The sequence below is a fragment of the Xanthobacter wiegelii genome (genome assembly GCF_043193855.2).
In the GTDB taxonomy this organism is placed as follows: Bacteria; Pseudomonadota; Alphaproteobacteria; order Rhizobiales; family Xanthobacteraceae; genus Xanthobacter; species Xanthobacter flavus_A.
The window spans coordinates 2,831,516-2,857,858 of the sequence record NZ_CM195529.1 but is presented as its reverse complement, the minus strand read 5'-3'; the positions used below and the strand labels follow the sequence as shown (position 1 = coordinate 2,857,858).

At 68.5% G+C, this 26,343-nt stretch carries 26 protein-coding genes; 14 read left to right on the top strand and 12 right to left on the bottom strand.

All coding sequences use genetic code 11. The features are described from left to right. Position 1 precedes the first annotated feature (1 nt). The 4 genes from V5F63_RS13190 to thiL are packed head-to-tail and all read left to right on the top strand — an operon-like array spanning position 2 to position 2,660. On the top strand, positions 2-616 hold the full coding sequence (locus tag V5F63_RS13190; protein ID WP_394102401.1) for a riboflavin synthase: 615 nt from the start codon (positions 2-4) through the stop codon (positions 614-616). 52 nt (positions 617-668) lie between these two features. Continuing rightward, positions 669-1,160: a 6,7-dimethyl-8-ribityllumazine synthase gene (ribH, locus tag V5F63_RS13185; protein WP_209489575.1), complete on the top strand. Its 492-nt coding sequence runs from the start codon at positions 669-671 to the stop codon at positions 1,158-1,160. A gap of 5 nt (positions 1,161-1,165) precedes the next feature. Further along, entirely contained in the window at positions 1,166-1,663 is a 498-nt protein-coding gene (gene nusB, locus V5F63_RS13180; RefSeq protein WP_394029257.1) for a transcription antitermination factor NusB, read from the top strand. Further along, complete coding sequence (gene thiL / locus V5F63_RS13175) at positions 1,629-2,660, top strand: thiamine-phosphate kinase (protein ID WP_394102402.1); 1,032 nt, start codon at positions 1,629-1,631, stop codon at positions 2,658-2,660. Before nusB ends, thiL begins: the two co-directional genes overlap by 35 nt. 9 nt (positions 2,661-2,669) lie before the next feature. Here the strand turns inward: thiL and V5F63_RS13170 are convergent, their stop codons facing one another. Further along, positions 2,670-3,107, bottom strand: a complete 438-nt coding sequence (locus tag V5F63_RS13170; RefSeq protein ID WP_394029255.1) for an EamA family transporter — start codon at positions 3,105-3,107, stop codon at positions 2,670-2,672. Positions 3,108-3,255: 148 nt separating this feature from the next. On the opposite strand from V5F63_RS13170, the gene dnaE reads away from it, so the two are divergent. The 3 genes from dnaE (at position 3,256) to V5F63_RS13155 (ending at position 8,728) form a co-directional block, all read left to right on the top strand. Then, positions 3,256-6,723, top strand: coding sequence for a DNA polymerase III subunit alpha (gene dnaE, locus V5F63_RS13165; protein WP_394102403.1), 3,468 nt, complete (start codon positions 3,256-3,258; stop codon positions 6,721-6,723). A gap of 75 nt (positions 6,724-6,798) precedes the next feature. Beyond that, entirely contained in the window at positions 6,799-7,623 is an 825-nt protein-coding gene (locus V5F63_RS13160) for a sulfotransferase family protein (RefSeq protein ID WP_394102404.1), read from the top strand. Positions 7,624-7,732: 109 nt separating this feature from the next. After that, on the top strand, positions 7,733-8,728 hold the full coding sequence (locus V5F63_RS13155; protein WP_394102405.1) for an AI-2E family transporter: 996 nt from the start codon (positions 7,733-7,735) through the stop codon (positions 8,726-8,728). Positions 8,729-8,743: 15 nt separating this feature from the next. Here the strand turns inward: V5F63_RS13155 and V5F63_RS13150 are convergent, their stop codons facing one another. Both V5F63_RS13150 and queF read right to left on the bottom strand, forming a co-directional pair. Continuing rightward, complete coding sequence (locus V5F63_RS13150; protein ID WP_394102406.1) at positions 8,744-9,754, bottom strand: DUF1835 domain-containing protein; 1,011 nt, start codon at positions 9,752-9,754, stop codon at positions 8,744-8,746. Between the two features lie 100 nt (positions 9,755-9,854). After that, positions 9,855-10,307 (bottom strand): preQ(1) synthase, encoded by a 453-nt coding sequence (gene queF / locus V5F63_RS13145; RefSeq protein ID WP_209489561.1) that lies wholly within the window; start codon positions 10,305-10,307, stop codon positions 9,855-9,857. A gap of 271 nt (positions 10,308-10,578) precedes the next feature. Between queF and eno the strand changes: the two genes are divergently transcribed. Next, positions 10,579-11,862 (top strand): phosphopyruvate hydratase, encoded by a 1,284-nt coding sequence (eno, locus tag V5F63_RS13140; protein ID WP_394102407.1) that lies wholly within the window; start codon positions 10,579-10,581, stop codon positions 11,860-11,862. Between the two features lie 118 nt (positions 11,863-11,980). On the opposite strand, the gene V5F63_RS13135 is transcribed toward eno, so the two are convergent. From V5F63_RS13135 to V5F63_RS13115, 5 genes are all read right to left on the bottom strand, one after another. After that, on the bottom strand, positions 11,981-13,018 hold the full coding sequence (locus V5F63_RS13135; RefSeq protein WP_394102408.1) for a 3-hydroxyacyl-CoA dehydrogenase NAD-binding domain-containing protein: 1,038 nt from the start codon (positions 13,016-13,018) through the stop codon (positions 11,981-11,983). A gap of 69 nt (positions 13,019-13,087) precedes the next feature. Beyond that, complete coding sequence (locus V5F63_RS13130) at positions 13,088-13,759, bottom strand: MarC family protein (protein ID WP_209489555.1); 672 nt, start codon at positions 13,757-13,759, stop codon at positions 13,088-13,090. Between the two features lie 33 nt (positions 13,760-13,792). Next, the gene (locus tag V5F63_RS13125) at positions 13,793-14,542 is read right to left on the bottom strand and encodes an arginyltransferase (RefSeq protein WP_209489553.1); all 750 of its coding nucleotides are present in this window, start codon (positions 14,540-14,542) and stop codon (positions 13,793-13,795) included. Positions 14,543-14,621: 79 nt separating this feature from the next. Next, positions 14,622-15,161 (bottom strand): RDD family protein, encoded by a 540-nt coding sequence (locus V5F63_RS13120; RefSeq protein WP_394029251.1) that lies wholly within the window; start codon positions 15,159-15,161, stop codon positions 14,622-14,624. Positions 15,162-15,478: 317 nt separating this feature from the next. Beyond that, on the bottom strand, positions 15,479-15,847 hold the full coding sequence (locus V5F63_RS13115; protein WP_024279231.1) for a response regulator: 369 nt from the start codon (positions 15,845-15,847) through the stop codon (positions 15,479-15,481). 111 nt (positions 15,848-15,958) lie between these two features. Between V5F63_RS13115 and V5F63_RS13110 the strand changes: the two genes are divergently transcribed. The 3 genes from V5F63_RS13110 to V5F63_RS13100 all read left to right on the top strand — a co-directional run bounded on the left by V5F63_RS13110 (position 15,959) and on the right by V5F63_RS13100 (position 18,126). Beyond that, on the top strand, positions 15,959-16,285 hold the full coding sequence (locus V5F63_RS13110) for a DUF3572 domain-containing protein (RefSeq protein WP_394102409.1): 327 nt from the start codon (positions 15,959-15,961) through the stop codon (positions 16,283-16,285). A 24-nt stretch (positions 16,286-16,309) separates the two neighbouring features. After that, entirely contained in the window at positions 16,310-17,608 is a 1,299-nt protein-coding gene (locus V5F63_RS13105; RefSeq protein ID WP_394102410.1) for a DNA polymerase IV, read from the top strand. A gap of 86 nt (positions 17,609-17,694) precedes the next feature. Then, positions 17,695-18,126 (top strand): type II toxin-antitoxin system HicB family antitoxin, encoded by a 432-nt coding sequence (locus V5F63_RS13100; RefSeq protein WP_394102411.1) that lies wholly within the window; start codon positions 17,695-17,697, stop codon positions 18,124-18,126. On the opposite strand, the gene V5F63_RS13095 is transcribed toward V5F63_RS13100, so the two are convergent. Next, positions 18,102-18,797: an SH3 domain-containing protein gene (locus V5F63_RS13095; RefSeq protein WP_394102412.1), complete on the bottom strand. Its 696-nt coding sequence runs from the start codon at positions 18,795-18,797 to the stop codon at positions 18,102-18,104. The genes V5F63_RS13100 and V5F63_RS13095 overlap by 25 nt on opposite strands. A gap of 630 nt (positions 18,798-19,427) precedes the next feature. Here V5F63_RS13095 and V5F63_RS13090 point away from each other — a divergent pair. Continuing rightward, entirely contained in the window at positions 19,428-19,916 is a 489-nt protein-coding gene (locus V5F63_RS13090) for a hypothetical protein (RefSeq protein WP_394102413.1), read from the top strand. A 5-nt stretch (positions 19,917-19,921) separates the two neighbouring features. On the opposite strand, the gene V5F63_RS13085 is transcribed toward V5F63_RS13090, so the two are convergent. Next, on the bottom strand, positions 19,922-21,754 hold the full coding sequence (locus V5F63_RS13085) for an ABC transporter substrate-binding protein (RefSeq protein WP_509210800.1): 1,833 nt from the start codon (positions 21,752-21,754) through the stop codon (positions 19,922-19,924). Between the two features lie 318 nt (positions 21,755-22,072). Here V5F63_RS13085 and V5F63_RS13080 point away from each other — a divergent pair, with 318 nt between their 5' ends. Then, positions 22,073-22,867: an invasion associated locus B family protein gene (locus tag V5F63_RS13080; RefSeq protein WP_209489537.1), complete on the top strand. Its 795-nt coding sequence runs from the start codon at positions 22,073-22,075 to the stop codon at positions 22,865-22,867. Positions 22,868-22,994: 127 nt separating this feature from the next. Here V5F63_RS13080 and V5F63_RS13075 read toward each other — a convergent pair whose 3' ends face one another. Then, positions 22,995-23,615 carry a GNAT family N-acetyltransferase gene (locus tag V5F63_RS13075; protein WP_209489535.1) on the bottom strand — a complete coding sequence of 207 codons (621 nt, stop codon included), beginning with the start codon at positions 23,613-23,615 and terminating at the stop codon, positions 22,995-22,997. Positions 23,616-23,876: 261 nt separating this feature from the next. Beyond that, on the bottom strand, positions 23,877-25,157 hold the full coding sequence (locus V5F63_RS13070) for a glycerate kinase type-2 family protein (RefSeq protein ID WP_394102415.1): 1,281 nt from the start codon (positions 25,155-25,157) through the stop codon (positions 23,877-23,879). A gap of 192 nt (positions 25,158-25,349) precedes the next feature. Between V5F63_RS13070 and V5F63_RS13065 the strand changes: the two genes are divergently transcribed. After that, a complete protein-coding gene (locus tag V5F63_RS13065; protein WP_509210799.1) occupies positions 25,350-26,270 on the top strand; it encodes a methyltransferase domain-containing protein in 921 nt (306 codons plus the stop codon). Positions 26,271-26,343: the final 73 nt, after the last annotated feature.

The window sequence follows — 26,343 nt, the reverse complement described above, 5'->3', positions numbered from 1 at the left end:
GATGTTCACCGGCATCGTGACCGACATGGGCGAACTCGTGAAGGTGGAGACGAAAGGCGAGGTGAAGACCCTCACCGTCGCCACCGGATTCGAGGCCGCGGGCATCGACATCGGCGCGTCCATCGCCCATGCGGGCGTGTGCCTGACCGTCACCTCGGTGACGGCGGGCGGCCCCCGCGCAACGCTCTTCACCGTGGATGCGGCGCCCGAGACGCTGGCCATCACCACCGTTTCTGGCTGGGCCGAGGGTGAGCGCATCAATCTGGAGCGCTCGCTCAAGATGGGCGACGAACTGGGCGGGCACATGGTGTCCGGCCATGTGGACTGCACGGCGAAGGTGGTGTCGCGGGAGGATTTGGGCACCACCACGCGCTTCGTGTTCGAGGTGCCGGAGAGACTGGCGCGCTTCGTCGCGGCCAAGGGCTCGGTGGCGCTCGACGGCACCTCGCTGACGGTGAACGAGGTGAACGGCAACACCTTCTCCTGCCTGCTCATTCCCCACACGCTCGCGGTCACCACCTGGGGCGGCGTGAAGGCGGGGGACACGGTGAATTTCGAGGCGGACCTGATGGCCCGCTACGCCGCCCGGCTTGCGGAGTTCCCCCGGGCCGGGTAGGGCTCACGCCCAATTCCGGCGCCGTGCGCCGTTCAAGTTTCGGAGAATGCCCATGGTCACGACGCGCAGGGAAACCGCCGTCGAAGCCGACCCCGCGCTCGAAGGCGCGCGCGTCGTCATCGTCGAAGGCCGCTATTACGAGGCGCTGGCCGACGAACTTCTCGCCGGTGCCCGCGCCGTGCTGGAGGCCGCGGGCGTCGCGGTGGAGGTCATCACCGTTCCCGGCGCGCTGGAGATTCCGGTTGCCGCCGAGATCGCCATCGCCGCCTCCGAAGAGGGTGGTGAGCCGGTGGATGCGGTGGTGGGCCTCGGCGTGGTCATTCGCGGCGAGACCTATCATTTCGAGATCGTGGCGGGCGAATCCGCGCGCGGCCTGATGGAGCTGGGCCTTGCCCACGCGCTGCCGGTGGGCAACGGCATCCTCACCGTGGACACCGAGGCGCAGGCTTGGGAACGCGCTCGCCTCGTCGAGGGCAACAAGGGCGGCGGCGCCGCCGAGGCCGCGCTCAGCCTGCTGCGGCTGAAACGCCGGCTGGAAGCGTGACCGCCATGAAGGACCCAGCCAAGGACGCGCCCGCCAGGGACGTTCCAGCCAAGCCCATGAAGAAGAGCGCGGCCCGCCTCGGCGCGGTGCAGGCGCTCTACCAGATGGATATGGCCGCCACGCCACTCAACGACGTGCTCGCCGAGTTCGAGAGCCATTGGCTCGGGCAGGAAGTGGAGGGCATCGAGTTTCCCGAAGCCGACCGCCGGCTGTTCCGCTCGGTGGTGGAGGGCGTGCTCAACGCCCAGCGCCAGATCGATCCGCTGGTAGATGGCACCCTCACCAAGGGCTGGCCGCTCAAGCGGGTGGAAGCCGTGCTGCGCGCGGTGCTGCGCGCTGGGGCCTTCGAACTGATGGCGAAGGATCCGCCCGCCCGCGTGGTCATCACCGAATATGTGAACGTCGCCGGCGCCTTCCTCGACCGCGACGAGACCGGCATGGTCAATGCCGTGCTCGACGCGCTGGCGCATGAGCTGCGCCCCGACGAGTTCCGGGGCGCCTGAGATGGAGGGCGGCGGCTCGGGCGAGGATCGCTTCATCGCCCGCTACTTCCGCCCCATCGCCGGGTCGCAGGGCGCGCTCGGCCTTCTGGACGACGCCGCGCTCCTCTCCCCGCCGCCCGGCTGCGATCTGGTCCTGACCAAGGACGCGGTGGTCGCAGGGGTGCATTTCTTCCCCGATGATCCGCCCGCTGCCATCGCCCGCAAGGCGCTGCGGGTGAACCTTTCCGATCTCGCCGCCAAGGGCGCCCTGCCGATCGGCGCACTGATGGCCATCGCTCTGCCCAAGGGCACGCCCGATGCGTGGATGGAAGCCTTCGCCGCAGGCCTCGGCGCAGATGCGGACGCCTTTTCCTGTCCCATCCTCGGCGGCGATACGGTGTCCACGCCCGGTCCGGTCACCATCACCATCACGGCGTTGGGCGTGGTGCCGAAGGGTGAGTTCGTGCCGCGCACCGGCGCGCAGGCGGGCATGGCCATCTTCGTCTCCGGTACCATCGGCGATGCCGCCTTGGGCCTCAGGCTGCGGCAGGATGGCGATGCGCCGGCCTTCGCCGGGCTCTCCGGCGAGCAGCGCGCGCATCTCCTCGACCGCTATCTGAACCCGCAGCCGCGCCTCGCGCTCGCGCCCGTGCTGCGCCGGCATGCGGCGTCCGCCATGGATGTTTCGGACGGTCTCGCCGGCGACCTCGCCAAGATGCTCTCTGCCTCCGGCTGCGGCGGCAAAGTGGAAGCGCGGCGCGTGCCCCTCTCGGCGGCGGCTGCGGCGTCCGTGAAGGCTGATCCCGCCCTCTTCGCCGTGGCGCTGTCGGGCGGCGATGATTACGAGATCCTCGCTTGCGTGCCCCATGCCGCCGTGCCCCAATTCACCCTTGAGGCGGCGCAGGCCGGCGTGCCCGTGGCGCTGATCGGCGAGACGCGGGCGGGCAGCGGGCTCGACGTGACCGATGCCGGTGGCCATCCCCTCGATCTCGGCAGCGGCAGCTACAGCCACTTCTGAAGGCTGCCCTCAGCCCAGTGCGACCAGCACCGCCCCGGCCGCGATGAGTGCGACCCCCACCGCCGCCACCGCCGAGAGCTTCTCGCCCAGGAAGATCACGCCGAACACGGCGACGAGCACCACGCTGAGCTTATCCACCGGCGCAACGCGGGCGGCATCGCCCATCTTCAGCGCGCGGAAGTAGCACAGCCACGACGCGCCGGTGGCAAGCCCGGACAGCAGCAGGAATAGCCATGTGCGCCCCGGCACCTCGGCCACCGGCTGCCATGCTCCGCGCATCCCCGCGATGGCCGCCACAAGAGCGAGGATGACGACGGTGCGGATGAGCGTCGCGAAATCGGAATCGACGCCCGCCACGCCCACCTTTGCGAAGATGGCGGTGAGCGCGGCGAAGGCGGCCGAGAGGACGGCCCAGAATACCCAATTGGCGAGAAGCGACCGCGTCATGTCGGCTCCGACGAGTTTTCGCCAGAATAGCCCCCGACGGGCCGGAGGATAGCGGGCACGGACGCCGCATGACCTTTCGCGCGCGGCAAACGGGGCTACCTTAAGGGAGAACGATTCTCCCGCTCAGCGAACGGCACCCCCAAGTCCCATGGCCAGCGATCCCGGCTTCATCCACCTGCACGTCCATTCCTCCTATTCGCTGCTGGAGGGCGCGCTCTCCGTCGGCAAGTTGGCGGATCTGGCGAAGGCGGACTATCAGCCGGCCATTGGCCTCACGGACACCGGCAATCTCTTCGGCGCGCTGGAATTCTCCGAGAAGATGTCGGGCTCGGGCATCCAGCCCATTCCCGGCGTGTCGCTGGCCCTCGATCTGCCGGACCCGGCCGGGCCGCGCGGCGGGCTCAGGCCGAAGAAGCCGCGCGTGGTTCTGTTGGCCCAGAATGATGCCGGCTGGCGCAACCTCATGCGCCTCGTTTCCCGCTCCTTCCTCGAAACCGCGAGCGAGGACGAGCCGCGCATCCTGCCCGACTGGCTGGCAGAGGCGAACGACGGCCTCATCTGCCTCACCGGCGGACCCTCCGGGCCGCTCGACCGCGCCATCGTCGGCGGCCATCCGGAAATGGCGGCGGACCGGCTGGACCTGCTGACCTCCCTGTTCGGCGACCGGCTCTATGTGGAGGTACAGAGGCACGGCGCCGATACCGAGCGGCTGGCCGAGCCGGCGTTGCTGGAGCTGGCTTACGCCAAGGGCATTCCGCTGGTGGCGGCCAACGAGCCCTTCTTCGCCGCGAAATCGGACTATGAGGCCCATGACGGCCTCCTCGCCATCGCCGAGGGGCGGCTGCTCTCGGAGGGCGACCGGCGGCGGCTGACGGCGGAGCATCGCTTCAAGACCCGCGCCGAGATGCTGGAATTGTTCGCGGACCTGCCGGAGGCGACCGCCAACACCGTGGAGATCGCCAGGCGCTGCGCCTATCGCGTGCGCACGGTGAAGCCCATCTTGCCCCGCTTCACCACGGCGGACGAGAAGGCCGAGGGCTCCGATCCGCTGGAGGCGGAAGCGGCAGAGCTGAAGCGGCAGGCCGAGGAGGGGCTCGCCGATCGCCTCGCCAAGCACGGCCCGGCCCCGGGACTGGACGAGGCCGCCTATCACGAGCGCCTCGCCTACGAGGTCTCGGTCATCACCAAGATGAAGTTCCCCGGCTACTTCCTCATCGTGTCGGACTTCATCAAATGGGCCAAGGCGCACGATATTCCCGTGGGGCCGGGGCGTGGCTCGGGCGCCGGCTCGCTGGTGGCCTATTCGCTCCAGATCACCGACCTCGACCCACTCCGGTTCGGCCTGCTGTTCGAGCGCTTCCTGAACCCGGACCGCGTGTCCATGCCCGACTTCGACGTGGACTTCTGCCAGGAGCGCCGCGACGAGGTGATCCGCTACGTGCAGGAGCGCTACGGCCGCGCGCAGGTGGCGCAGATCATCACCTTCGGCACGCTTCAGGCGCGCGGCGTGCTGCGCGACGTGGGGCGCGTGCTGGAAATGCCCTATGGGCAGGTGGACAAGCTCTGCAAGCTCGTGCCGCAGAACCCGGCCAATCCCGTCACCCTCAAGCAGGCCATCGAGGACGAGCCGCGCCTGCAGGCGGCGCGCGACCAGGAAGAGGTGGTCAAGCGCGCCTTCGACATCGCGGTGAAGCTGGAGGGGCTGAACCGCCACGCCTCCACCCACGCCGCCGGCATCGTGATCGGCGATCGCCAGCTCCATGAGCTGGTGCCGCTCTATCGCGATCCCAAGTCGGACATGCCGGTCACCCAGTACAACATGAAGTGGGTAGAGCAGGCCGGGCTGGTGAAGTTCGACTTCCTCGGCCTCAAGACCCTCACCACCATCGAGAAGGCGGTGAAGCTGGTGCGCCAGCGGGGCATCGACCTCGATATCTCCAAGATTCCGCTGGACGATGCCAAGACCTACCACATGCTCGGCAAGGGCGAGACGGTGGGCGTGTTCCAGGTGGAAAGCGCGGGCATGCGCCGAGCCCTCGTGGACATGAAGGCCGACCGCATCGAGGACATCGTCGCCCTCGTCGCCCTCTACCGGCCCGGCCCCATGGCCAACATCCCGGTCTATTGCGACTGCAAGCACGGGCGGGCGAAGCCGGACTATCTCCACCCCATGCTGGAGCCGTACCTGAAGGAGACGTTCGGCGTCATCATCTATCAGGAACAGGTGATGCAGATCGCGCAGGCCATGGCCGGCTATTCGCTGGGCGAAGCCGACCTGCTGCGCCGCGCCATGGGCAAGAAGATCCGCGCCGAGATGGAGAAGCAGCGCGAGCGCTTCGTCTCCGGCGCTGCCGGGCGGGGCATCGAGAAGGCGCAGGCGGACACCATCTTCGACCTGCTGGCGAAATTCGCCGACTACGGCTTCAACAAGTCCCACGCGGCGGCCTACGCGCTCGTCGCCTACCAGACCGCATGGCTCAAGGCGAACTACGCCACCGAATTCCTCGCCGCCTCCATGACGCTGGACAAGGGCAACACCGACAAGCTCGCCGAATTCCGCCAGGAGGCGCAGCGCCTCGGCATCGAGGTGGTGCCGCCGAACATCAACCTCTCCGCCCGCGAGTTCGGCGTGAAGGACGGCAAGATCATCTACGCCATGGCCGCCATCAAGGGCGTGGGCGAGGCGGCGGTGGAGGCGCTGGAGAAGGCGCGGGGCGACCGGCCGTTCCGCTCGTTCGGCGATTTCGCGGCGCGCCTGCCGGTGAAGCTCGTGAACAAGCGCACGCTGGAAAGCCTGATGGCCGCCGGCTGCTTCGACGTGCTGGAGAAGAACCGCGCCCGCGCCTTCGCCGCCATCGAACCCATCGTGGCCGAGGCGCAGCGGGTGGAGGCGAACGCCCAGTCCGGCCAGAATGATATGTTCGGCTCCGGCCCGGCCGCGGCTGCGTCATTGCCCATCCCGGAGGCGTCGCCCTGGCTGCCCTCGGAGCGGCTGCAGCGGGAATATGATTCCATCGGCTTCTTCCTCACCGGCCATCCGCTGGACGATTACGCCGAAGCGCTGAAGAAGATGCGCGTGCAGTCCTTCGCCGACTTCTCCCGCGCGGTGCGCTCGGGCGCGGCGGCGGGACGGCTGGCGGCGACGGTGGTCTCCAAGCAGGAGCGGCGCACCAAGTCCGGCACCCGCATGGGCATCGTCGGCCTCTCCGACCCGTCCGGCCATTACGAGGCGGTGATCTTCTCCGAAGGCCTCGCGCATTACCGTGACCTGCTGGAGCCCGGCACGCCGCTGCTCATGATGGTCGCGGCCGAGATGAACGGCGAGGATGTGCGGGTGCGCATCAATTCGTGCGAAAAGCTCGATCCCGTTACCGCCAAGCACCAGAAGGGCCTGCGCATCTTCCTGCGCTCGCCCGAGCCCATCGAGGGTATCGCGCGACGCCTGGCGGACGGCAAGGCGGGGGAGAAGGGCGCGGGCGAGGTGAGCCTGATCCTGCTGGTGGACGATGCCCATGCCGAGGTGGAGGTAAGCCTGCCGGGCAAGTATTCCGTGTCGCCCCAGATCGCCGGGGCGATCAAGGCTATTCCCGGCGTCGTGGCGGTTGAAGCCGCCTAGCACTGAGTTTATGGACATTGCCGAATTGGGCTTATGGCCACCCGCCGGCCCCGCCTTGTCTGAGGACATCAGCAAGTGACACAGGAAAAGCGCGCCGTCCTCGTGCTCGGCATGCACCGCAGCGGCACATCGGCGCTCACCCGCATCATCAACCTGATGGGCTTTTCCGCCCCCAAGACCCTCATGGCTGCCACCGAGGCCAATGAGGCGGGGTTCTGGGAGAGCGAGGTCTTCATGGACCTCGACGAACGCATCCTGAAGGCCTGCGGCCACAAATGGTCCTCGCGCAAGCGCATGCGGGAGGATGTGATGGCGGTGGCCCGCCGCACCGGCCTCCTGGACGAGGTGCGCCGCGCGCTCGCGGACGAATATGGCGATGCGCCCGATATCGTCCTCAAGGACCCGCGCATCTCCCGCCTCATGGCGATCTATGAGCCGGTACTGAAGGAAGCGGGCTATCGCATCGTGCCGCTGCTGGCGCTGCGCAATCCGGTGGAGGTGGCGGCCTCCATCACCAAGCGCGACAGGTTCGATCTCGGCAAGGGGCTCGGCATCTGGCTGCGCTACACGCTCGATTGCGAGATCGCGACGCGCGGGATGCCGCGCACCGTCATCGCCTTCGACGGACTCATGGCCGACTGGCGCGGCACCATGGACCGCGCCGCGCGCCAATTGGGCGAGCCGTGGCCGCAGCTTTCCGCCGAAAGCCTCGCAGAGATCGACGGCACGCTCAAGCCGGGCCTGCGCCATCACGCCCTGCCGCCCCCCTCCCGCACCAGCTGGCGCGGCCTGCTCGCCGGGCAGACCTTTGACGCCATGCAGCGCCTCATGGCCGATCCGAACGACAAGGCCGCGTGCCGCACCTTGGACCTCGTGCGGGCGGTGTTCCGTCCGTTCTGAGGCTCCCCTGCCTGCGTGACGGTGCGGGCGTCATGGTTTCGCGGTATGAAGCCGCAATCGCGTCGAACGTCCGCGCGCATCTGGGGGCAGCATGATTTCGGACCGGGATGTGGCACGCCGCGTTGCCATTGCGTGCATCGTCATCGCCCTCGGCTGGCTTTCCTGGAAGATCTACGACGTGATCCTCCAGGTGTTCGCCGCCTGCCTCGTCTCGCTTGCGCTCCACGCGCTCGCCGAGCCCTTCGCCAAATGGACGCGCTTTCCCGAGCGCTATGCGGTGATTCCGGTGGGCATCATCGTCTTCGGCGGGCTCGGGCTGGCGCTTTATCTGTTCGGCTCGACCATCCAGACCCAGGTCGCGCAGCTGGTGAACGAGCTGCCCACCGCCTGGACCGCCTTCGAGCGGCGCTTCCATCTGGAGGGGATGAGCGATGACCTCCTGAAACGGGCGGAAGCGGCGGCCCCTTCCGGCGAGACCGTGCTCTCGTTCGTGCAGGGCTTCACCTCCAATCTGTTTCAGGTGGTGCTCGGCACCTTCCTGGTGGTGGTGGGCGGCATCTATTTCGCGGTCTCGCCGGATCTCTACCGCCGCATGTTCCTGTCCCTGTGGCGGCCGTCCGAGCGCGCGGCGGCGGACCGGCGGCTGGCGCTGGTGTCGGAAGATCTGCGGCACTTCCTGAAGGCGCAGCTCATCGCCATGGTGGTGGTAGGCGTGCTCACCTTCATCGGCCTCACCATCGTGGGCGTGCCGTCCTCGCTGGCGCTCGCTCTGTTCGCCGGCCTCGCCGAATTCGTGCCCATGATCGGCCCGGTGATGGCCGCCGCCCCCGCCGTCCTCATCGCCCTCACCATGGGGGCGGACACGGGCCTTTGGACGCTTCTCGTGTTCGTGGGCGTGCAGCAGGCGGAGAGCAACATCATCACGCCTTTGCTCCAGCAGCGCATGGTCTCGCTGCCGCCGGCGGTCACGCTGTTCGCGGTGGTCGCGTTCGGCAGCATCTTCGGCGCGCTGGGCGTGGTGCTGGCGACGCCGCTGACGGTGGTCGCCTTCGCTGCCTTCAAGGCCCATAGCGAGCAGGTCGCCGAGGAAGACAAGGCGGGCTGAGCCGCGCGGCTCCCTTCAGTTCGGCAGCACCAGCCGCCCCGCGGTCCGGTCGTAGCGCCACATGGCGCCGGCGCAGATGCGCGTGCCGCCGAGGTGGCGTTCCACGGCATTGTTGGCCGCGTGGTCGAAGGCGCCCTTGAGCGCGGCGGCCCCGGCGGGGGTCAGGGACACCTCGGCGGCGGCATAGGCCCGGTAGCTGCGCTCCGCCGCGCTGCCCTCACCCGGCGTGAAGCTGAGGCTCGGGGCCTCGCTGGAGCGGAAGGGCAGCCCGGTGATGAGCGGCTCATGAGCGAAGGCGAGCCCGTCGAGGCGCAGGAAGAAGGGCAGGTCGGCGAGGAACTGCGCCTGATCCATGGAATGCACCGAAGCATAGAGATGCGCCACCTTCATCGGCCCGGCGGAGAGATGTCGCAGCATCCGTTCCTCGGTGAGCGACAGGCCGCTGGCCGGCGCCGGCAGCTCGCAGACGAGGCGGGTGAGGGCGGGCGCGAGGTAGGGCAGCGCCTCGTGCGGGCGTTCGAGGAACGTCGAGAGCGGACGCGGCGTCGGCGCGGTGAAGGCTTCCCACGCCTCCCGGGCGGTCTCCATCTGAAGATGGGTCACCGGCGTGCGCTGCGCTTCGAGGGCGCGCAGATCCTCAAGCTCCATCACGGCGAGATAGTGGGAAGCCTGCACCAGGCTCACGCCCATGCGCTCGGGCTCATGGGCGAGATAGTCGAGGATCTGAATCAGCTGGAGCTGGTCGTAGAGATCGTGCTCGAACCACAGCTCCACCTCGCCATAGGCCGAATGCACCTCCATCTGCGCGTCGCGATGGGCGAAATCGGCCCGCACCTCGTCGAACGGCAGGCCGAGGGCGGAGGAGAGGAAGTCGGCGCGCACGTCCGACACATCGTCGAGGCTGGTGGCGGCGGGGACCGGCCCGTCATGCAGCATGTCCCGCCACGGGATGATGTGGCCCTTGATCCCCGCCTCGCGCAGGCGGTCGGCCGCGCTGTCGCCGTTGGTCACGATGAGCTTCGGCATGCTGATGCCCTCGGGTTGGCCGGCGCTGCGTGGCTCCCCGGCCCGCAGCGGCGTCGTTCGTCCCCCCGGCGGCCGTCTCAAGCGACCGTCAGCCCCAGCTTCACCCGCGACCGCGATAGGGCGCAACCCCCGTGTCGGGCAGCCAGGCGCCCTCGGGCAGCTTTCCGGTCTGCCAGAACACGTCGATGGGAATGCCCCCGCGCGGATACCAATAGCCGGCGATGCGCAGGAAGCGCGGCTCCAGCAGGCTCACCAGCCTTTTGCCGACCGCAACGGTGCAATCCTCGTGGAACGCGCCATGGTTGCGGAAGCTGCCGAGATAGAGCTTGAGCGACTTGGACTCCACGAGATGCAGGTTCGGCACGTAGTCGATGACGAGATGCGCGAAATCCGGCTGTCCCGTCACCGGGCAGAGCGAGGTGAATTCCGGACAGGTAAAGCGCGCCACGTAATCGGCATCGGGGTGGGGATTAGGCACGCGGTCGAGCACCGCCTCCTCGGGCGACGGGGGCAGGGCGCTCTGGGCGCCGAGCTGCAACGGGCGGTCGGTCATCACGCTTCCTCGGGAATGGATCGGCGGCATAGCTTTCGGGCCGGCAATGTTCAACCGCCGTCGGGCGGTTTTGCGACCGATCACCTGTTTGCGATCAAGCCCCTTCGCATCCGCGAAGGTTCGCGCTAGAAGCACGGCGCCTGGAGGGCGCCTCGCCTTCCATTCCCGGGGGCGGGCGAGGTTGAAGAGTGAGGGGGTCCGTCACGGCCCCGATGGCAGCCATCAGGCCGCCGCCGCTCGCCGCCGCGGGATATCAAGGGAAGGAACCTTCATGACCGCCATCGTCGATATCATCGGCCGCGAGATTCTCGACAGCCGCGGCAATCCCACCGTCGAGGTGGACGTGGTGCTGGAAGACGGCTCCCTCGGCCGCGCCGCGGTCCCCTCCGGCGCCTCGACCGGTGCCCATGAGGCCGTGGAACTGCGCGACGGCGACAACAGCCGGTATCTCGGCAAGGGCGTGTCCAAGGCCGTGGATGCGGTGAACGGCGAGATCTTCGACGCCGTCGGTGGCTACGAGGCCGAGGACCAGGCCCACATCGACGCGGTGCTGCTCGGGCTCGACGGCACCCCCAACAAGGCCCGCCTCGGCGCCAATGCCATTCTCGGCGTATCGTTGGCGGTGGCCAAGGCTGCCGCGCAGGCGAGCGGCCTGTCGCTCTACCGCTATGTGGGCGGCGTGAACGCCCGCGTGCTGCCGGTGCCGATGATGAACATCGTCAATGGCGGCGCCCACGCGGACAACCCCATCGACTTCCAGGAATTCATGATCCTGCCCGCCGGCGCCTCCTCCTTCGCGGAAGGCCTGCGCTGGGGCGCGGAGATCTTCCACACGCTGAAGAGCGGCCTGAAGAGCGCCGGCCATAACACCAATGTGGGCGATGAGGGCGGCTTCGCCCCCAACCTCGCTTCCGCCGAGGCGGCGCTGGACTTCGTGATGGGCGCCATCGAGAAGGCCGGCTTCAAGCCGGGCGAGGACGTGTTCATCGGCCTCGACTGCGCCTCCACCGAGTTCTTCAAGGACGGCGCCTATCATTATGAGGGCGAGGGCAAGGTGCGCGACATCGAGGCCCAGGTGAAGTATCTGGCCCAGCTCGTCGCCGGCTATCCCATCGTCACCATCGAGGACGGCATGGCCGAGGACGACTGGGCCGGCTGGAAGCTGCTCACCGACACCATCGGCTCCAAGTGCCAGCTGGTGGGCGACGACCTGTTCGTCACCAATGTCGAGCGTCTGTCGCGCGGCATCAAGGACGGCGTGGGCAACGCCATCCTCGTCAAGGTGAACCAGATCGGCTCCCTCACCGAGACCCTCGATGCGGTCGAGATGGCCCACAAGGCCGGCTATCGCGCCGTCATGTCCCACCGCTCGGGCGAGACCGAGGATTCCACCATCGCCGACCTCGCGGTGGCGACCAATTGCGGGCAGATCAAGACCGGCTCGCTGGCCCGCTCGGACCGCACCGCCAAGTACAACCAACTGCTGCGCATCGAGCAGGAACTGGGCGACTCCGCCCGCTACGCCGGCAAGGCCGCGATCAAGTCGCTCGCCTGATCCCTCTGCGCCGCGCTCGCGCGCGGCGGGTGAGGAAAGAAACAGGAAAGGCCGCCGCGGGCTCCGGCTCGCGGCGGCCTTTCTTTTTCGCTCAGTTCCGATGGCGGGATGCGCGCCCTCAATCGTCGCCGCGCACCGCGATGGGATCGCTGTCGGGGAAGCTCTCCTCCAGCGCCTCGTCCAGCCGGGCGCTGATCTCGGCCTGCTCGTCGCGGACGTCGGCGGCGTGCTTGAGGGCGACGATCTGGGTGAGCAGCGCGTCGCGCCGCTGCGCCAGCTCCGTCATGGAGCGGCCGGCGGCCTCGGCCTCCACGCCGGCCACGAGAGCGGCCTGTAACTCTTCCGTCATGGCCGGGGCGCCGAGGTCGTCCCACCACGTCTCCACCGCCGGCAGCAGGTGGTGCATGAAGTGCCCGAGCCCGCCCGCGCCGCCGCCGAGATGGAAGGTCATGTGCTGGCCCATGAGCGCCCAGCGCAGGCCCGGCCCCTCGGAGACGGCGGCGTCCACGTCCTCCACCGAGGCGACGCCCTCCGCCACCAGATGGATCGCCTCGCGCCACAGGGCCGCCTGAAGGCGGTTCGCCACATGACCGGGCACTTCCTTGCGGATCTCGATGGGGTGCTTGCCGAGCCAGCGGTAGAAGGCCATGGCCCGCGCGATGGCGTCGCGACTCGCGTGCGCGCCGCCCACCACCTCCACCAGCGGGATAAGATGGGGCGGGTTGAAGGGATGGCCGATGAGGCAGCGCTCGCGGTGGCGGCAGCCCTCGGAGATGCGGCTCGCCAACAGGCCGGAGGAGGAGGAGGCGATCACCACCTCCGGCGGCAGCACCGCGTCGAGGGCGGGAAACAGCTTCTGCTTCACCTCATAGCGCTCGGGCGCGTTCTCCTGAACGAAATCGGCGCCCTCGACTGCCGCCACGGGGTCCGGCTCGAAGCGCCACGAGGTGGGGGCGATCCAGCTTTCGCCGCCGAGCTGCGAGAGCACCGGCCAGGCGCCGGAAATGAGCGCCTGCGTCGCCTCGCGCGCGCCGGGGGCGGGATCGCTCACCACCACCTCCAGTCCGCGCGACAGGAAGAGCGCGGCCCAGCTCGCACCGATGGTCCCGGCTCCGATCACGGCGACGCGGTGGATGGGGGGATGGAGATGGGACATGGCGCGACTCCGGAGCGGCAGGAGAGATGCACCGTTCTAGCAGGATCAGGGCGGGTCCGGCGTCCGCCCTCAGCGCGGCAGGTCCATGATGAGCGCATGGACACCCATCCAGATGATCTGCACGCCGATGGCGAACAGGATGAAGGCGAACAGGCGTACCAGCACATTGGTGCCGGTCTTCCCCAGCACGCGCTCCAGGGTCGGGGCCTCGCGGAAGGAGAAATAGACCGTCAGCGCCACCGCCAGCAGCCCCGCGACTGCGCCGAGAACGGTGGAGAGCTGGAAGAGCGGGTCGGTCTTCCAGGTCGGCGTGTGGCCGGCGGCCAGCGCGACGGTCGCGGCGATGGAGCCGGGGCCGACGGTCAGCGGCAAGGTGAGGGGATAGAAAGCCTCGTCCTGCGCCCGCGCCTCGTCCAACTCCTCGCCCTTGGTGACGCTGGTCGCGTTCTCGTCCTCGTGCAGGATGTTCCAGCCCACCACCGCCACCACCATGCCGCCGGCGATGCGCAGAACGGGGAGCGAGATGCCGAAGAACAGCAGGATCTGCGCGCCGATGGCCAGCGACCCGAGCAGCAGCAGGAAGCCGTAGATCGCCACGCTGCGCGCCACGCGCTCGCGCACCTGCGGCGAGCAGCGGCGCACGAAGGTGAGGAAGATGGGCGCCGTCCCGAGCGGATTGACGATGGGAAAGAGCGCCGCGAAGACGGTGATGAAGATATTGACCGCATTGGTCAGATGCATCCGGCACCCCCATGCCGCGCGCGTGGCCCGGTCCTAGTCCTCGAAGCGCTCCCAGCCTTGCGGCGAGAGACGCTCCTGCGGCAGGAAGCGCCGCTTGTAGTCCATCTTCCGTGAACCCTGCACCCAGTAGCCGAGATAGACGTAGGGCAGCCCCATCTGCCGCGCCCGCATCACATGGTCGAGGATCAGGTAGGTGCCCAGCGAGCGATCCTGCGCCAGCGGGTTGTAGAAGGAATAGACCATGGAGAGGCCGTCGGAGAGGATGTCGGTGAGGGCCACCGCCATCAGGTCTCCGGTGCCGCGTTCAAGGATGCGACTGTCCGGCCCGCGCTTGCGGTATTCCACCAGCCGGGTGTGGACGTGGGTGTCCTCCACCATCATGGCGTAGTCGAGCACGCTCATGTCCGCCATGCCGCCGGTGCCGTGGCGGGAGGTCACGTAGGTGCGGAAGAGGCTGTATTGCTCGGAGGTGGGGGTCGGCGGCTTCACCTGCCCCACGATGTCGGCATTCGCCGCCTGGACCCGCCGCAGGCTGCGGCTCTCCTTGAAATCCGCGACGCAGATGCGCACCGAAACGCACGCCTTGCAGCCCTCGCAGGCGGGGCGGTAGGCGATGGACTGGCTGCGGCGGAACCCGCCCTGCGTCAGCACGTCGTTGAGCGCGGCCGCGCGGTCGCCGACCAGGTGGGTGAACACCTTGCGCTCCTCCCTGCCCGGAAGATAGGGGCAGGGGGAGGGCGCCGTCAGATAGAATTGGGGTGTGTCGCGGGGGTGCTCACTCACGGGGATCTGGCCTCTGAAGCGGGATCATCGCGCCTGCATCGAGGCCCGTCAAAGGCGCAGTCGTCGGGCGTGTGAAATTTCAGCGGTTGCGGCGCAAAGCGTCGGCCCGTTCGAGGCTGTTGATGACCACGGTCCCGCACAGATAATCGTGCAGCAGCCGGCGCCGGTCGTTGAACAGCCCCACCAGCAGCACGAACGGGGTGAGCACCGAGACCGACACCCAGAAGCACACCGCCCGCACCGCGCCGAGCAGGCCGTAGCAGGGCGCGCCGTACCAGGTGCGCACCTCGATCTCCATGAGTCGCATGCCGAGGGTGGCCGAGGCCGGCGCGCCGAGGGTGAGGCCGTAATAGGCGATCGCCCACAGGATGAAGACCGGCCCGATCAGCCAGAACAGCAGCCAGCCGAGGCCCAGCGTGACGATGCCGAACACGAACACGAAGACGCCGAACAGCACCACCGGCCCGATCACCATCAGCGCATCCACCAGAAAGGCGATGATGCGGCGGGAGAGGACGCCCTCGAACAGCTCCGGCTGCGTCACCGGATCAAACGCATGCGGCCGATAGGCGATATCGGTGTCGGCAGGCTCGCGGGACGTGTCGCCGGTGTAGCTCATGGCAGTGCAACTCCTTCAGCACGAAACGTGGTGTCGAAGCGCGGGCGACGCAAGAGGATGCGGCAGGGAGACGGAAATAGGCGGGTAGGCTGGCCGGCGGGGAGCGGGCGGGGAGGCCTCCCGCGACGCTCACCCACCGGCCAAACCCCACGGACCCAGGAGATGCGGCGGACCTGAGCACTCCGTAGGGTTGTCTGGCAGCGAAAGGGCATTGGAGCCGGCACCGCCGGGCACGCACCTTTCGCCTCGCATCTGGAAGCCACGAAGACTAGCACAACGGGGCGAAAGGAAAAGGCGGTGATTCATCCGTCCCCACCTCATCCGCCCGTGTACTGGCGCACCGTCTCGAGGAAGCGTGCCACCGAGATGGGCTTGGACAGATAGGCCTCGCACCCGCCGGCGCGGATGCGCTCCTCGTCGCCCTTCATGGCGAAGGCGGTGACGGCCACCACCGGAATGGCGCGCAGCTCGGGGTCGGCCTTCAGCTTGCGGGTGACATCGAGGCCGGAAATCTCCGGCAGCTGGATGTCCATGATGATGAGGTCCGGCCGGTTGGCGCGGGCGAGCTCCACCGCCTCGACGCCGGAGCGCGTCTCCACCGTGCGATAGCCGTGCGCCTCCAGGAGGTCGTGGAAGAGCTTCATGTTGAGCTCGTTGTCCTCCACGATCATCACCGTCTTGGTCATCGCGTCCCCCGAACCGGCCCGACTTCGCCGCATCCTGCCACCCTTCGCAGCACGCGGCGAACGTGCTGGAATGCCGCCGACAGCTAGACCCCAATCCTTGCGGAAGCGCAAATGCCCATTCAGGACAAACCAAGGGGCCTCAAGGCCCAGCGTGATGCGGCGCAGGAGGTGGCGGTATCCGCCCTTTCCTTCATCGCCGCCGATGGCGAGCGCCTCGTCCGATTCCTTGCCGAGACGGGCCTCACCCCCGTCAGCCTGCGCGAGGCTGCGAGCCGGCGCGATTTCGGCGCGGGCGTGCTCGCCTTCGTCATCGCCGACGAGCCCCTTCTCCTCGCCTTCGCCGCCGAAAAGGGCCTCGATCCGCGCCATGTGGTTGCGGCCCATGAGATCCTCTCGCCGCCCATCGATCCGGACGCGATCGTCCGCCGTCCCATGTAGCCGGCGAAACCGTCTCCCGAAGCCATGAGCGCGCCCGGCCTCTGCCGCGACTGCCTCGCAGACGTTCCCGCCACCGGGGCGCGCGGGCTGCGCTGCCTCGCCTGCGGCAGCCCGCGGGTGGTGCGCCATGGCGAGTTGCATAGCCTCAGCGTCGCCCATGTGGATTGCGACGCCTTCTATGCGGCGGTGGAAAAGCGGGACAATCCGGACCTCGCCCATGTGCCGCTCATCATCGGCGGCGGCAAGCGCGGGGTGGTCTCCACCGCCTGCTACATTGCCCGCATTCATGGCGTGCGCTCCGCCATGCCCATGTTCAAGGCGCTGGCCCTGTGCCCGGATGCGGTGGTGCTGAAGCCGAACATGGAGAAATACGTGAAGGTCGGCCGCGAGGTGCGCGCCCGCATGAAGGCGCTGACCCCGTTGGTGGAGCCGCTCTCCATCGACGAGGCCTTCCTCGATCTCTCGGGCACCGAGGCCCTGCATCGGGCCAGCCCCGCGCGCACCCTTGCGCGCTTCGCCCGCGACGTGGAGCAGGAGGTGGGCATCACGGTCTCGGTGGGGCTCGCGGCCAACAAATTCCTCGCCAAGATCGCCTCGGACCTCGACAAGCCGCGCGGCTTCTCGGTGATCGGCCAGAGCGAGGCGGCCGAATTTCTGGCGCCGCGCCCCGTCACCTTCATCTGGGGGGTGGGGGCGGCCTTCGGCGGCAAGCTGGCGCGGGATGGCTTTTCCACCATCGGCGACCTGCAGCGCGCCGAACCGGCCGACCTCGCCCGCCGCTACGGTGCGGAGGGCCTGCGGCTCTCGCGCCTCGCGTTCGGCCTAGACACGCGCAAGGTGGAGCCGGAGCGGGAGGCCAAGAGCGTGTCCGCCGAAACCACATTCGAGCGCGATATCGGCGCCCTGCGCCCGCTGGAGCAGACGCTCTATGCGCTTTCCGAGGAAGTGAGCGACCGCCTCAAGCGCGCCGGCATCGCCGGGCGGTCGGTCACGCTGAAGCTGAAGAGCGCCGATTTCCGCCTGCGCACCCGCTCGCGCACGCTGGAGGCCTCGACCTGCCTTGCCGCCCGCATCAACGCGGCGGCCCATGAGCTTCTGGTGAAGGAGGCGGATGGCACGCTCTTCCGGCTGATCGGCGTCGGCGTGTCCGACCTCGGCCCCATCGAAGATGCTGACCCCGCCGATCTCGTGGACACCACCAGCCAGCGCCTCAAGGCCACCGAGACCGCCATGGACGCACTGCGCGCCAAGTTCGGCCGCGCCGCCGTCTCGCGCGGCATCCTGCTTGATGCCACCACCGACCGGCGCGACAGGAAAAGGTGAAGGCTCATATCTCGCGGCGGGCTCCGCTGGCTGCGAGACGGAACGCGGAAGCAGCCCCCGCGCTTACCTCCCGAGGAGGACGCGCCATGAACCATGTGATCGGTATTATCCGGGAAGAAGCGGGCGGCTTTCGGCTGAGCTTTCCGGAATTCCCCGGGCTTCAGGCGGATGGCGAGACGCTGGCGACAGCCGTGGCCCACGCCGCCGAAGTGGTGGCGGCGGAGCTTGCGGAGCGCAACGCCGACTTTCCCGCCGCCGCGAACACACAGATGCTGGACGCGGCACAGCCCGACTGGATGGGACGAGGCATTGCCGTCCTCGTCCCGCTGCCGCTCCGGGCCGCTTCAACGCAGGCGGACGCCGGTCAACAAGTGCCGGGCGATGGAGCTTCGGCGGAAGGGCAGGTTCCCCACAGCGGGCGGGTGTCGCCGGCGGAAGTGCCCACCGACCAGGCAAGGGCCGTGGCCCGGGAGAAAACGGACGGGGCGCCCGTTCAGCGATCCACGGACGACTTGTAGACCCAGCCGCGCTTGTCGCCGGTGGAAACCTCGCACCAGCTTTTGCACGAATAGAGCTTCACCTTGGTGCCGGCCTCCAGCGTGCCGATGGGCGACGCCGACCGGCGCGGCCCGGAGCGCATCGTTACCGCTGACCGGATGCGAGCGGTTTCAGCCGCGTCTGCGTCTGAAGCCGCCGCGTCGGCCGATGCCATCTTGACGGGGCGGGGCGCCGGCAGCGGGGCGGCTTCGGCAGCGGGCTTCGTCTCTGGCACGGCTTCGCCCTTGGCTGCCGTGGCGGCGGCGTCTGCATCGTCCAACGGCTCAAGAAAGGCGGGACGGGAAAAATCGGCGGGGGTCGGGCCGGCCTCGGGAATGGGCAGGGCTACCATCTCGCCACCGCCGCCGAGGAGCGAGGCGACCTTCAGCGCCGACTGGCCATGTCCCGCCTCGGCGATGCGCCGTGGCGGGGTCGTCTGCGCCAGTTTCGCCGTGGCGCTTGGGGCCGGAGCCGCTGGCGCTGAAAGGGCGGGTGTCTGCGAGGATGCCGGGGGCGAGGGTGTCGTAGCTGCGGCCTGGATGGGCTTGGCGGCGCCGGCCGGGGCAGGGGGGGTGACGAGATTGTAAGCCAGCAAACCACCCATGCCGAGGATGAGCGTGGCAGCCGATATGCCCAGAACCCGCCACAGCATGAGGCCGTCGCTGCGCTTTGAATTTCGGCGGGGCCGGCTTCCGGCGCCGATGCGGGATGGAACGGTCGGGCGCTGGGGCTGCGCGGACTCGGAGCGGTATCGAAGCGGGTATTCTGGCCGGGTGGCCTCGAATTCAGAGCGGCTGCCTGCCGCAAGTCCAAGGCGAGCCATTTCACGGCGAGCCATCGCATTCACCTCCCAACGAAGTCCCCGGCCAGACTGGCGAGGGACCGGCGTTGAAGACACTCACGGATGACCATCCCCTGACCGATGGTCCGTGCCGAACTCCCCGTGTTCACCGCGCATTCTGGCATTCGCGGCCAGTGCCCGCGCATTGGGCGCCGTTCGGCGTGCAACCTCACGACATTCTCTATTCGCCACCAAGTACAGCGGACGAAGTTTTGCCGCAAGCTACTACCGCAACCGGAGCAATGGAGCTTCGTCGGCAATTGCGGCCGTTATTTGCCCTTGCGGCATAACCTGCTGCGTTGCGGTGGGCCTGTCCAGCCCAAGCCGGGTGTTTTTAGGAGTTCCGAAGCCGCGCCAAATCTGGTTTTCCGCCCACACGGCTTACGTGCAGGAGGCTTGAGAATAGCGCATCATCGCTGCCGCACAGCAAAGGGGGCAGCCATGTTCGATCCGACCACGCTCACTGGGTTACACACCTGGATCAGTATTCTGGCCATCGTCATCGGCATACCCGTGGTCCTGGCGTTGATGCGGGGCGAGCGCGCGGGCGCCGGGCTCACCGCTGCGTTTCTCGCCTTGGCCTTTCTCGCTAGCTCGACAGGCTTCCTGTTTCCGTTCTTCGGCGTGAAGCCATCCCATGTGGTGGGCGGGATCGCCCTCGTGGTGTTGGCCGTGGCGGCCTATGCGCTCTATGGCGCCGGCCTTGTGGGCCTGTGGCGCGCGGTCTATGTCGGCTCCGCCGTGGCCAGCCTCTATTTTCTCGTGTTCGTCGCGGTCGCGCAGGCTTTCGCCAAGGTGCCGGCCTTTGCCGCCCTGGCGCCGACCCAGTCCGAGCCGCCGTTCGCCATCGCACAGGGCATCGTGCTCCTCGCCTTCGTCCTTGCCGGGGTTCGCGCGGTCCGCGCCCGGCCAGGGATGGTGCCCGCCTGAAAGGCTCACTTGCCTGGCACGCGCCACCAGGTTTCCGGCAGGGTGCCGTAAAGCGAGGCCCGCTCGGGCCGGGCGATATGCGTCCAGCGCGCAAGCCACTGCCCCGGCGTGTGGAACAGCGGCACCGCATAGGCGCCCGAGATGAGCACCCGGTCGAGCGCCCGCGCGGCGGCTACGTAGCCGGCTTCGTCCCGCGCAGCGATGAGTGCGGCGATGGTGGCGTCGATGGCCGGCGCCTTCGCGCCCATGTAGTTGCGGCTGCCCGGCGTGTCGGCGGCGGCGGCGCCGAAATAGAAGGCCTGCTCGTTGCCGGGCGAGAGGGATTGCGACCATGCATAGGGCATGAGGTCGAAATCGTAGGCCTGCCGCCGGGTGTCGAACTGCACCGCATCCACGTAGCGCACGTTGAGCGTGATGCCTGCCCGCTTCAGCTGCGCCTGCCAGGCGAGCGCGAGGCGCTCCTGGTCCCGCGTCACCACCATCAGCTCCAGCGCCAGCGGCCGGCCGCTTGCAGCATTCACCAGAGCGCCCTTGCGCAGCACGAAGCCGGACTGCTCCAGCAGATCGAGCGCGGCCTTGAGGTGGGTGCGGTCGCGGCCCGATCCGTCGGACACCGGGGGCCGATAGGTGCCCGCGAGCACGTCCGGCACGACCGAGCCGGGGAAAGGGGCGAGCAGCTTGCGCTCCAGCCCATTCGCCGGCCGCCCAATGCTGGAGAGGACCGAGCCCTCGAAGAAACTGCCGGTGCGCCGGTAGAGACCATGGTAGAAGCTGCGGTCCAGCCATTCGAAATCGAACAGCTCGATCAGCGCGCGCCGCACCCGGATGTCGTTCAGCGGCGGGCGCCGCGTATTGAAGACGAAGGCCGAGTAGGGTTTGGGAATGCCTGTGGGAATGGTCTCCCTCACCACCTCGCCGGACCGGACGGCGGGAAAATCGTAGGCTGTCTCCCAGCGTCCGGGATCGGTCTCGAAGCGGGCGTCGATGAGGCCCTTGCGGAAAGCCTCGAACTCGCTGTTCGCATCGCGGAAGTAGACGAAATCCAGGCGGTCGAAATTGTAGAGGCCGCGATTGAAGGCGACGTTCCGCCCCCAATAGTCCGGATTGCGCTCCAGCGTGAGGGAAGCACCGGCGTTTAGCTGGCTCACTTTGTAGGGGCCGGAGCCGAGGAGCGGGGTAAGCGTCGTCTCCTCGAACCGCGTGCGGTCGATCGCCTGCGCGCTGAAGACGGGCATCAGCCCCATGATGAGGGGCAGCTCGGGGTCCGGCTCGGCGAAGGTGAAGCGCACGGTATGGGCGTCCGGCGCCTCGGCCTTGGTGACCTTGCCGTAATAGAGCCGGTGATTGGGCCGGCCCATATCGCGCATGAGGGAGAACGAGAACAGCACGTCGGCGCTGGTCAGCGCGCTGCCGTCCGAGAAGCGGGCGGCCGGATCGAGGGCGAACTCGACGAAGGAGCGCGTCTCGTCGGTGGAGACGGCACGCGCGAGCAGCGGGTAGAGCGTGAAGGGCTCGTCCAGCGAACGCGCCATCAGGCTTTCGGTCACCATGCCGCGCAGGACGGCGGGCGAGGTGCCCTTCACGATGAAGGGATTGAGGCTGTCGAAGGTGCCGAGCAGGGAGAGCGTCAGCCGTCCCCCCTTGGGCGCATCGGGATTGGCGTAGGCGAGCGACGTGAAGCCGGGCGGCAGCGCGGGCGCCCCGCGCATCGCGATGGCCGCGGCCTTGTCAAGCGGCTGGGCCGCGGCTCGGTCGCCTCCGGGCGCCAGCAGAATGGCGACGGCGAGAAGGCAAGCCGTCCCCGTCGCGCGCAGGGCTGTTCCGCAGCCGGTCATCATGGCCCTCCGACGCACCTTTGCCCCCGCAAGGCCAAGCATAGCAAAGACGGGGTCTTGATTCGTATGCCATAATCAGACACCCACGCGCGGCGTCCGGTAAGCATTTGCCGCAGGTTGCAGGGGGCGCCGTCAGTTGGCCGCAATCCTCCGCAATCTAGCGCCTGCCGCCAGATGTGAAGATGACGACCGGTTTGTCACCTTCTCGCCTCAATTGGGCAGGAGAGAGCCGGTGTCCGAGAGGGGGCGCGGGCTGCTCCGGCGTGCGCGTGCGCCTGCGCATGCGGGAGCCCGGCGGCAGAGACCACAGGAAAGGCCACGATGACGAAGACCCATTCCACCGCGCGGCTCACGGCGTCCGTCGCCGCCACGCTGCTCACTGTGGCGCTCGCCGGTCCGGCCTTTGCCCAGACCCAGCCCTCCGCGACCCAGCCGGCGAAGCCTGCCGCCCCGGCCAAGCCTGCGGCGCCCGCCGCCAAGCCTGCGGCGCCCGCCGCTGCCGCGCCCGCTGGTGCGGCGCAGCCGGGCCAGGCCCAGCAGGGCGAGCCGGACGTGAAGTTCTCCGCCTCGCCGTGGCAGAAGATCTGCCAGGAAGTCCCCGAGCGGAAGAAGCAGGTCTGCGTGCTGACCCAGGTGCTCGGCGTGGAAAGCCAGGCGATCGCCAAGGTCGACATCATCGAGATGCAGGATGAGCCCAAGAAGCACATCAACATCTCCGTGCCGCTCGGCATGCGCCTCCAGCCCGGCCTGCGCATCACCCTCGACAAGGACCCGGTGAACATCCCGTTCGTGCTGTGCCAGCCCATCCAGGGCGGCGGCGCGACCTGCATCGGCGATCTGGAGGTGGACGGCACCTTTGTCGCCAAGCTGCGCAAGGCCAATGCGGTCTATCTGCAGATGGTGAACGGCACCGGCCGCACCCTGAGCCTGCCCATCTCCAACGCCGATTTCGGCAAGGCCTATGATGGCCCCGGCATGGACGCCAAGGTGGCCATGGAGCTGGAGCGCAAGCGTGTGGAGGAAGCCCGCGCCGCCGCCCAGCAGCAGGAAGAGCAGGGCAAGGCCGCTCTTCTGAAGAAGGGCCAGGAGCTGGAAAAGGCCAAGACGGGCCAGTGATTTCGGGCCAGTGATTTCCGGCCAGTGATCGGTCTGAACGTAAAAAACCCCCGGCACCGCCGGGGGTTTTTGTTTGCCGGCCCTCCTTGCGAAGGGCCGGGTCACACGTCGGGGCAGACGGGTCGGATCACTGCGGCTCCAGCACCGGCTCGATCGCAGGGGAGAGAAAGAGGTCGAGCATGCGGCTGGTGGCGATGCGCTGGGCCTGAAGCACGGCCCCTGCCATGCCCTGGGCGTCCGCCGCGGCTTCCTGCGCCAAGGATAGCGCGGTGGGGAAGGGCGCGGTCAGCTCGGCCGTCACCTCATCATGCTCGAACTTCAGCTCCGCATCATATTTGCGGGCGATCTGCTGCATCCGCCGGTTATGGGCGAGGCAGCTCATGAACAACGAACGGATGCCGCGATTGCGCGCGGAGAGGATCACCCGATCGAGCAGCAGGGTGCCAAGGCCGTGGTTCTGATAATCGGTCTCGACGCTGAAGGCGGCTTCCGCCTCGCCGGGCAGCACGTCGCCCATGGGGTAGAGCTCGGCGGCGGCACGCAGCTCGCCGTCGACGAAGCAGCCATGCACGATGGCTCCCGTGCGGAACACCCGCGACGCGTAGCGCTCGATGAATTCAGGGGATACTGCGGAGCCGAACCTGAACCGGCGGCTGTCCGTATCGAGCCTGAGGAGATGGTCCCGGAACCGTCCGGTTTCTCCGCTCCAAAGCTTCCGGATGATCCCCGGTGCGACCTCATCGGTCATAATGGTCTCCAGACTTGGCGTCTAAAACCTCCGGTTCCTCCCGGTCGCCCCCGCTTCTTGGTGGCCTCAAACTATGTGCAGCGCAGCAAAGGTCAATAGGGCTGACGTTGACCAATACGGCAAAGCCATGCCGATTTGGAGGCTTTGTCGGTTAGCTTTTTGATTTCACTCAAACAAAATGAGCCATGCGTCAGCCGCAGCTCTGCTGCGCTGCAACAGAAGCGTGCGGACATGGGGCAGCCGCAATTCGCTATGGCGGTGTCAACGCACCAGAATCGCGCGGAAATCGTTGACGTTGGTGAGCGTGGGCCCGGTCATCACCAGCCGATCGAGGGCGGAGAAGAAGCTGTAGCCGTCATTGTTGGCGAGGTAGTCGTCCGCCTTCAGCCCGCGCGCGGCGGCGTCCGCCAGCAGCGCGGCATCGAACCAGGCGCCCGCATTGTCCTCGGTGCCGTCAACGCCGTCCGTATCGCAGGAGATGGCGGAGATGCCCTCCCGCCCCTTGAGCGCGATGGCAAGGGCAAGCAGGAATTCCACGCTGCGACCGCCCCGGCCCTTGCCGCGCACAGTCACGGTGGTCTCGCCGCCGGAGAGCAGCACGCAGGGCGCGGCGGCCGGCAGGCCGTGCTCGGAGGCGGAACGGGCGATGCCGGCGAAGACGTTGCCGGCCTCCCGCGCCTCGCCCTCGATGGCGTCGCCGAGGATCAGCGGGGTGAGGCCGAGCGCTTTCGCCTTCTCCTCCGCGGCCTTCAGCGCCATGAGCGGCGTCGCGATCATGTGCACCTCCTGGCCGGGAATGGCGTCGCCCGCGACCGTGTTGGCGCGGATGACCTGCTCCAGCTTGTCGGTGATCTCGATGCCCCAGGTGCGCATCAGGCCGAGCACGGTCTCGGGGTCCGAGGCCTCGGGAATGGTGGGGCCGGAGCCGATGGCGGCGGGATCGTCGCCCGGCACGTCGGAGATGAGGTAGGTGACGGCCCGCGCCGGGGCGATGGCGGCTGCGAGGCGCCCGCCCTTGATGGCGGACATGGATTTGCGCACCCGGTTCATCACGCCGATGGGCGCGCCGGACTTGAGCAGCGCGGAATTCAGAGCCTGCTTGTCGGCCAGCGTCAGCCCCTCGGCCGGCAGGGTCAGCAGCGAGGAGGCGCCGCCCGACATGAGGCACACCACGAGGTCATCCGGCCCGGCGCCGCGCGCCAGTTCCAGGATACGGCGGGCGGCGTCGAGCCCGGCCTGATCGGGGACGGGATGGGCGGCCTCGACGATCTCGATGTGCTTCGTCTCGCAGCCATGGCCGTAGCGGGTGACGATGAGGCCCTCGCAGGGGTGGCCCCATTCCTCCTCGAACGCGCGCGCCATGCGGGCGGACGCCTTGCCTGCGCCGATGACGATGGTGCGGCCGCCCTTGGCGGCGTCGGGCGGGGCGGGGAGGCGGTCCCTGAACTTGCCTTCCGGCAAAGCGGCGGCCAGGGCGGTCTCGAAGAGCGTGAGCAGGATCTCCCTGTCGGAGGCCTTGGCCGTACCGGTTGCCTTGTCCATGGGCGCTCTCCCGTCCGCTTGTGCGAAAGTCTTATAGGCTCCGTGGCCTGTAGCGGCTCGCCGGGCACCGATCAATAAGCGCGGCGGGAAAGGCAGCTTTCCCGGGACAGGCAGAAACGTCGGGCAGAAGCGGCGGGCAGGAACGGCGTGGATGAATGGCGGGCAGGTGCATCCGCCGTCGCGAGCGCCTATATGCGGCCCATGACCCCCGCCTCCGAAACCGCGCCCCACCTTGTCTTCGATCGTGCCCTGATCCGCCGGCGTCTGGCCCGCGCGGCCGCGCAGGGGCCGGAGACCTTCCTTCTGGAGCGGGCGGCGGAAGATGTGGCGGACCGCCTGTCCGCGGTGAAGCGGACCTTCTCCAGCGCCGTCGATCTCGGCACACCCACCGGCGCGCTGGCGCAGGCGCTGTCCCGTCATCCGGCGGTGGAGCATCTCGTCCGCGCCGCGCCGCTGGCCCATGATCTCGCGCCGCCCGCCGTCGTCGCCGACGAGGAGGCGCTGCCGTTCGCTGCCAGCAGCCTCGATCTGGTGGTTTCGGCGCTGGCGCTGCAATCGGTGAACGATCTGCCCGGCGTGCTGGCGCAGGTGCGGCGGGCGCTGAAGCCGGACGGGCTGTTCATGGCCGCGCTTCTCGGCGGCGGCAGCCTCACCGAGCTGCGGCAGGCCTTCGCCATCGCCGAAAGCGAGACCACGGGCGGGCTCTCCCCCCGCGTCGCGCCGTTCGCCGATGTGCGCGATCTCGGCGCGCTGCTGCAACGGGCGGGGTTCGCCCTGCCGGTGACCGACGTGGACCGCGTGGTGGTGCGCTATTCCTCGCCCTTCACCCTGTTCTCCGATCTGCGGCGGATGGGCGGGGCCAACGCCCTCGCCGAACGGCGCCGCGTGCCGCTGCGCCGGGCGACGCTGCTGCGCGCGGCCGAAGTCTATGCCGAGCGCTTTGCCGATCCGGACGGCAAGGTGCGGGCGACGTTCGAAATCGTGTTCCTCTCCGGCTGGGCGCCCCACGAGAGCCAGCAGAAGCCGCTGCGGCCCGGCTCCGCGCGCATGCGGCTCGCCGATGCCCTCAAGGTGCCGGAGCAGCCGCTGCCGCCAGGCGACGAGCCGGACTGAACGCCGCATCGCAGCGCTTGGCCTTGCCCGTCCCCTCCCTCTAAATGGCGGGAGATGCGAAGGAGGGACTGAT

Excerpts from the sequence above, each read along its gene's own strand:
- V5F63_RS13190 (WP_394102401.1), top strand. The coding sequence starts at position 2 with ATGTTCACCGGCATCGTGACCGACATGGGCGAACTCGTGAAGGTGGAG.
- ribH (WP_209489575.1), top strand. The coding sequence starts at position 669 with ATGGTCACGACGCGCAGGGAAACCGCCGTCGAAGCCGACCCCGCGCTC.
- nusB (WP_394029257.1), top strand. The coding sequence starts at position 1,166 with ATGAAGGACCCAGCCAAGGACGCGCCCGCCAGGGACGTTCCAGCCAAG.
- thiL (WP_394102402.1), top strand. The coding sequence starts at position 1,629 with ATGAGCTGCGCCCCGACGAGTTCCGGGGCGCCTGAGATGGAGGGCGGC.
- V5F63_RS13170 (WP_394029255.1), bottom strand. The coding sequence starts at position 3,107 with ATGACGCGGTCGCTTCTCGCCAATTGGGTATTCTGGGCCGTCCTCTCG.
- dnaE (WP_394102403.1), top strand. The coding sequence starts at position 3,256 with ATGGCCAGCGATCCCGGCTTCATCCACCTGCACGTCCATTCCTCCTAT.
- V5F63_RS13150 (WP_394102406.1), bottom strand. The coding sequence starts at position 9,754 with ATGCCGAAGCTCATCGTGACCAACGGCGACAGCGCGGCCGACCGCCTG.
- queF (WP_209489561.1), bottom strand. The coding sequence starts at position 10,307 with ATGACCGACCGCCCGTTGCAGCTCGGCGCCCAGAGCGCCCTGCCCCCG.
- eno (WP_394102407.1), top strand. The coding sequence starts at position 10,579 with ATGACCGCCATCGTCGATATCATCGGCCGCGAGATTCTCGACAGCCGC.
- V5F63_RS13135 (WP_394102408.1), bottom strand. The coding sequence starts at position 13,018 with ATGTCCCATCTCCATCCCCCCATCCACCGCGTCGCCGTGATCGGAGCC.
- V5F63_RS13130 (WP_209489555.1), bottom strand. The coding sequence starts at position 13,759 with ATGCATCTGACCAATGCGGTCAATATCTTCATCACCGTCTTCGCGGCG.
- V5F63_RS13120 (WP_394029251.1), bottom strand. The coding sequence starts at position 15,161 with ATGAGCTACACCGGCGACACGTCCCGCGAGCCTGCCGACACCGATATC.
- V5F63_RS13115 (WP_024279231.1), bottom strand. The coding sequence starts at position 15,847 with ATGACCAAGACGGTGATGATCGTGGAGGACAACGAGCTCAACATGAAG.
- V5F63_RS13110 (WP_394102409.1), top strand. The coding sequence starts at position 15,959 with ATGCCCATTCAGGACAAACCAAGGGGCCTCAAGGCCCAGCGTGATGCG.
- V5F63_RS13105 (WP_394102410.1), top strand. The coding sequence starts at position 16,310 with ATGAGCGCGCCCGGCCTCTGCCGCGACTGCCTCGCAGACGTTCCCGCC.
- V5F63_RS13100 (WP_394102411.1), top strand. The coding sequence starts at position 17,695 with ATGAACCATGTGATCGGTATTATCCGGGAAGAAGCGGGCGGCTTTCGG.
- V5F63_RS13095 (WP_394102412.1), bottom strand. The coding sequence starts at position 18,797 with ATGCTGTGGCGGGTTCTGGGCATATCGGCTGCCACGCTCATCCTCGGC.
- V5F63_RS13090 (WP_394102413.1), top strand. The coding sequence starts at position 19,428 with ATGTTCGATCCGACCACGCTCACTGGGTTACACACCTGGATCAGTATT.
- V5F63_RS13085 (WP_509210800.1), bottom strand. The coding sequence starts at position 21,754 with ATGATGACCGGCTGCGGAACAGCCCTGCGCGCGACGGGGACGGCTTGC.
- V5F63_RS13080 (WP_209489537.1), top strand. The coding sequence starts at position 22,073 with ATGACGAAGACCCATTCCACCGCGCGGCTCACGGCGTCCGTCGCCGCC.
- V5F63_RS13075 (WP_209489535.1), bottom strand. The coding sequence starts at position 23,615 with ATGACCGATGAGGTCGCACCGGGGATCATCCGGAAGCTTTGGAGCGGA.
- V5F63_RS13070 (WP_394102415.1), bottom strand. The coding sequence starts at position 25,157 with ATGGACAAGGCAACCGGTACGGCCAAGGCCTCCGACAGGGAGATCCTG.
- V5F63_RS13065 (WP_509210799.1), top strand. The coding sequence starts at position 25,350 with ATGCGGCCCATGACCCCCGCCTCCGAAACCGCGCCCCACCTTGTCTTC.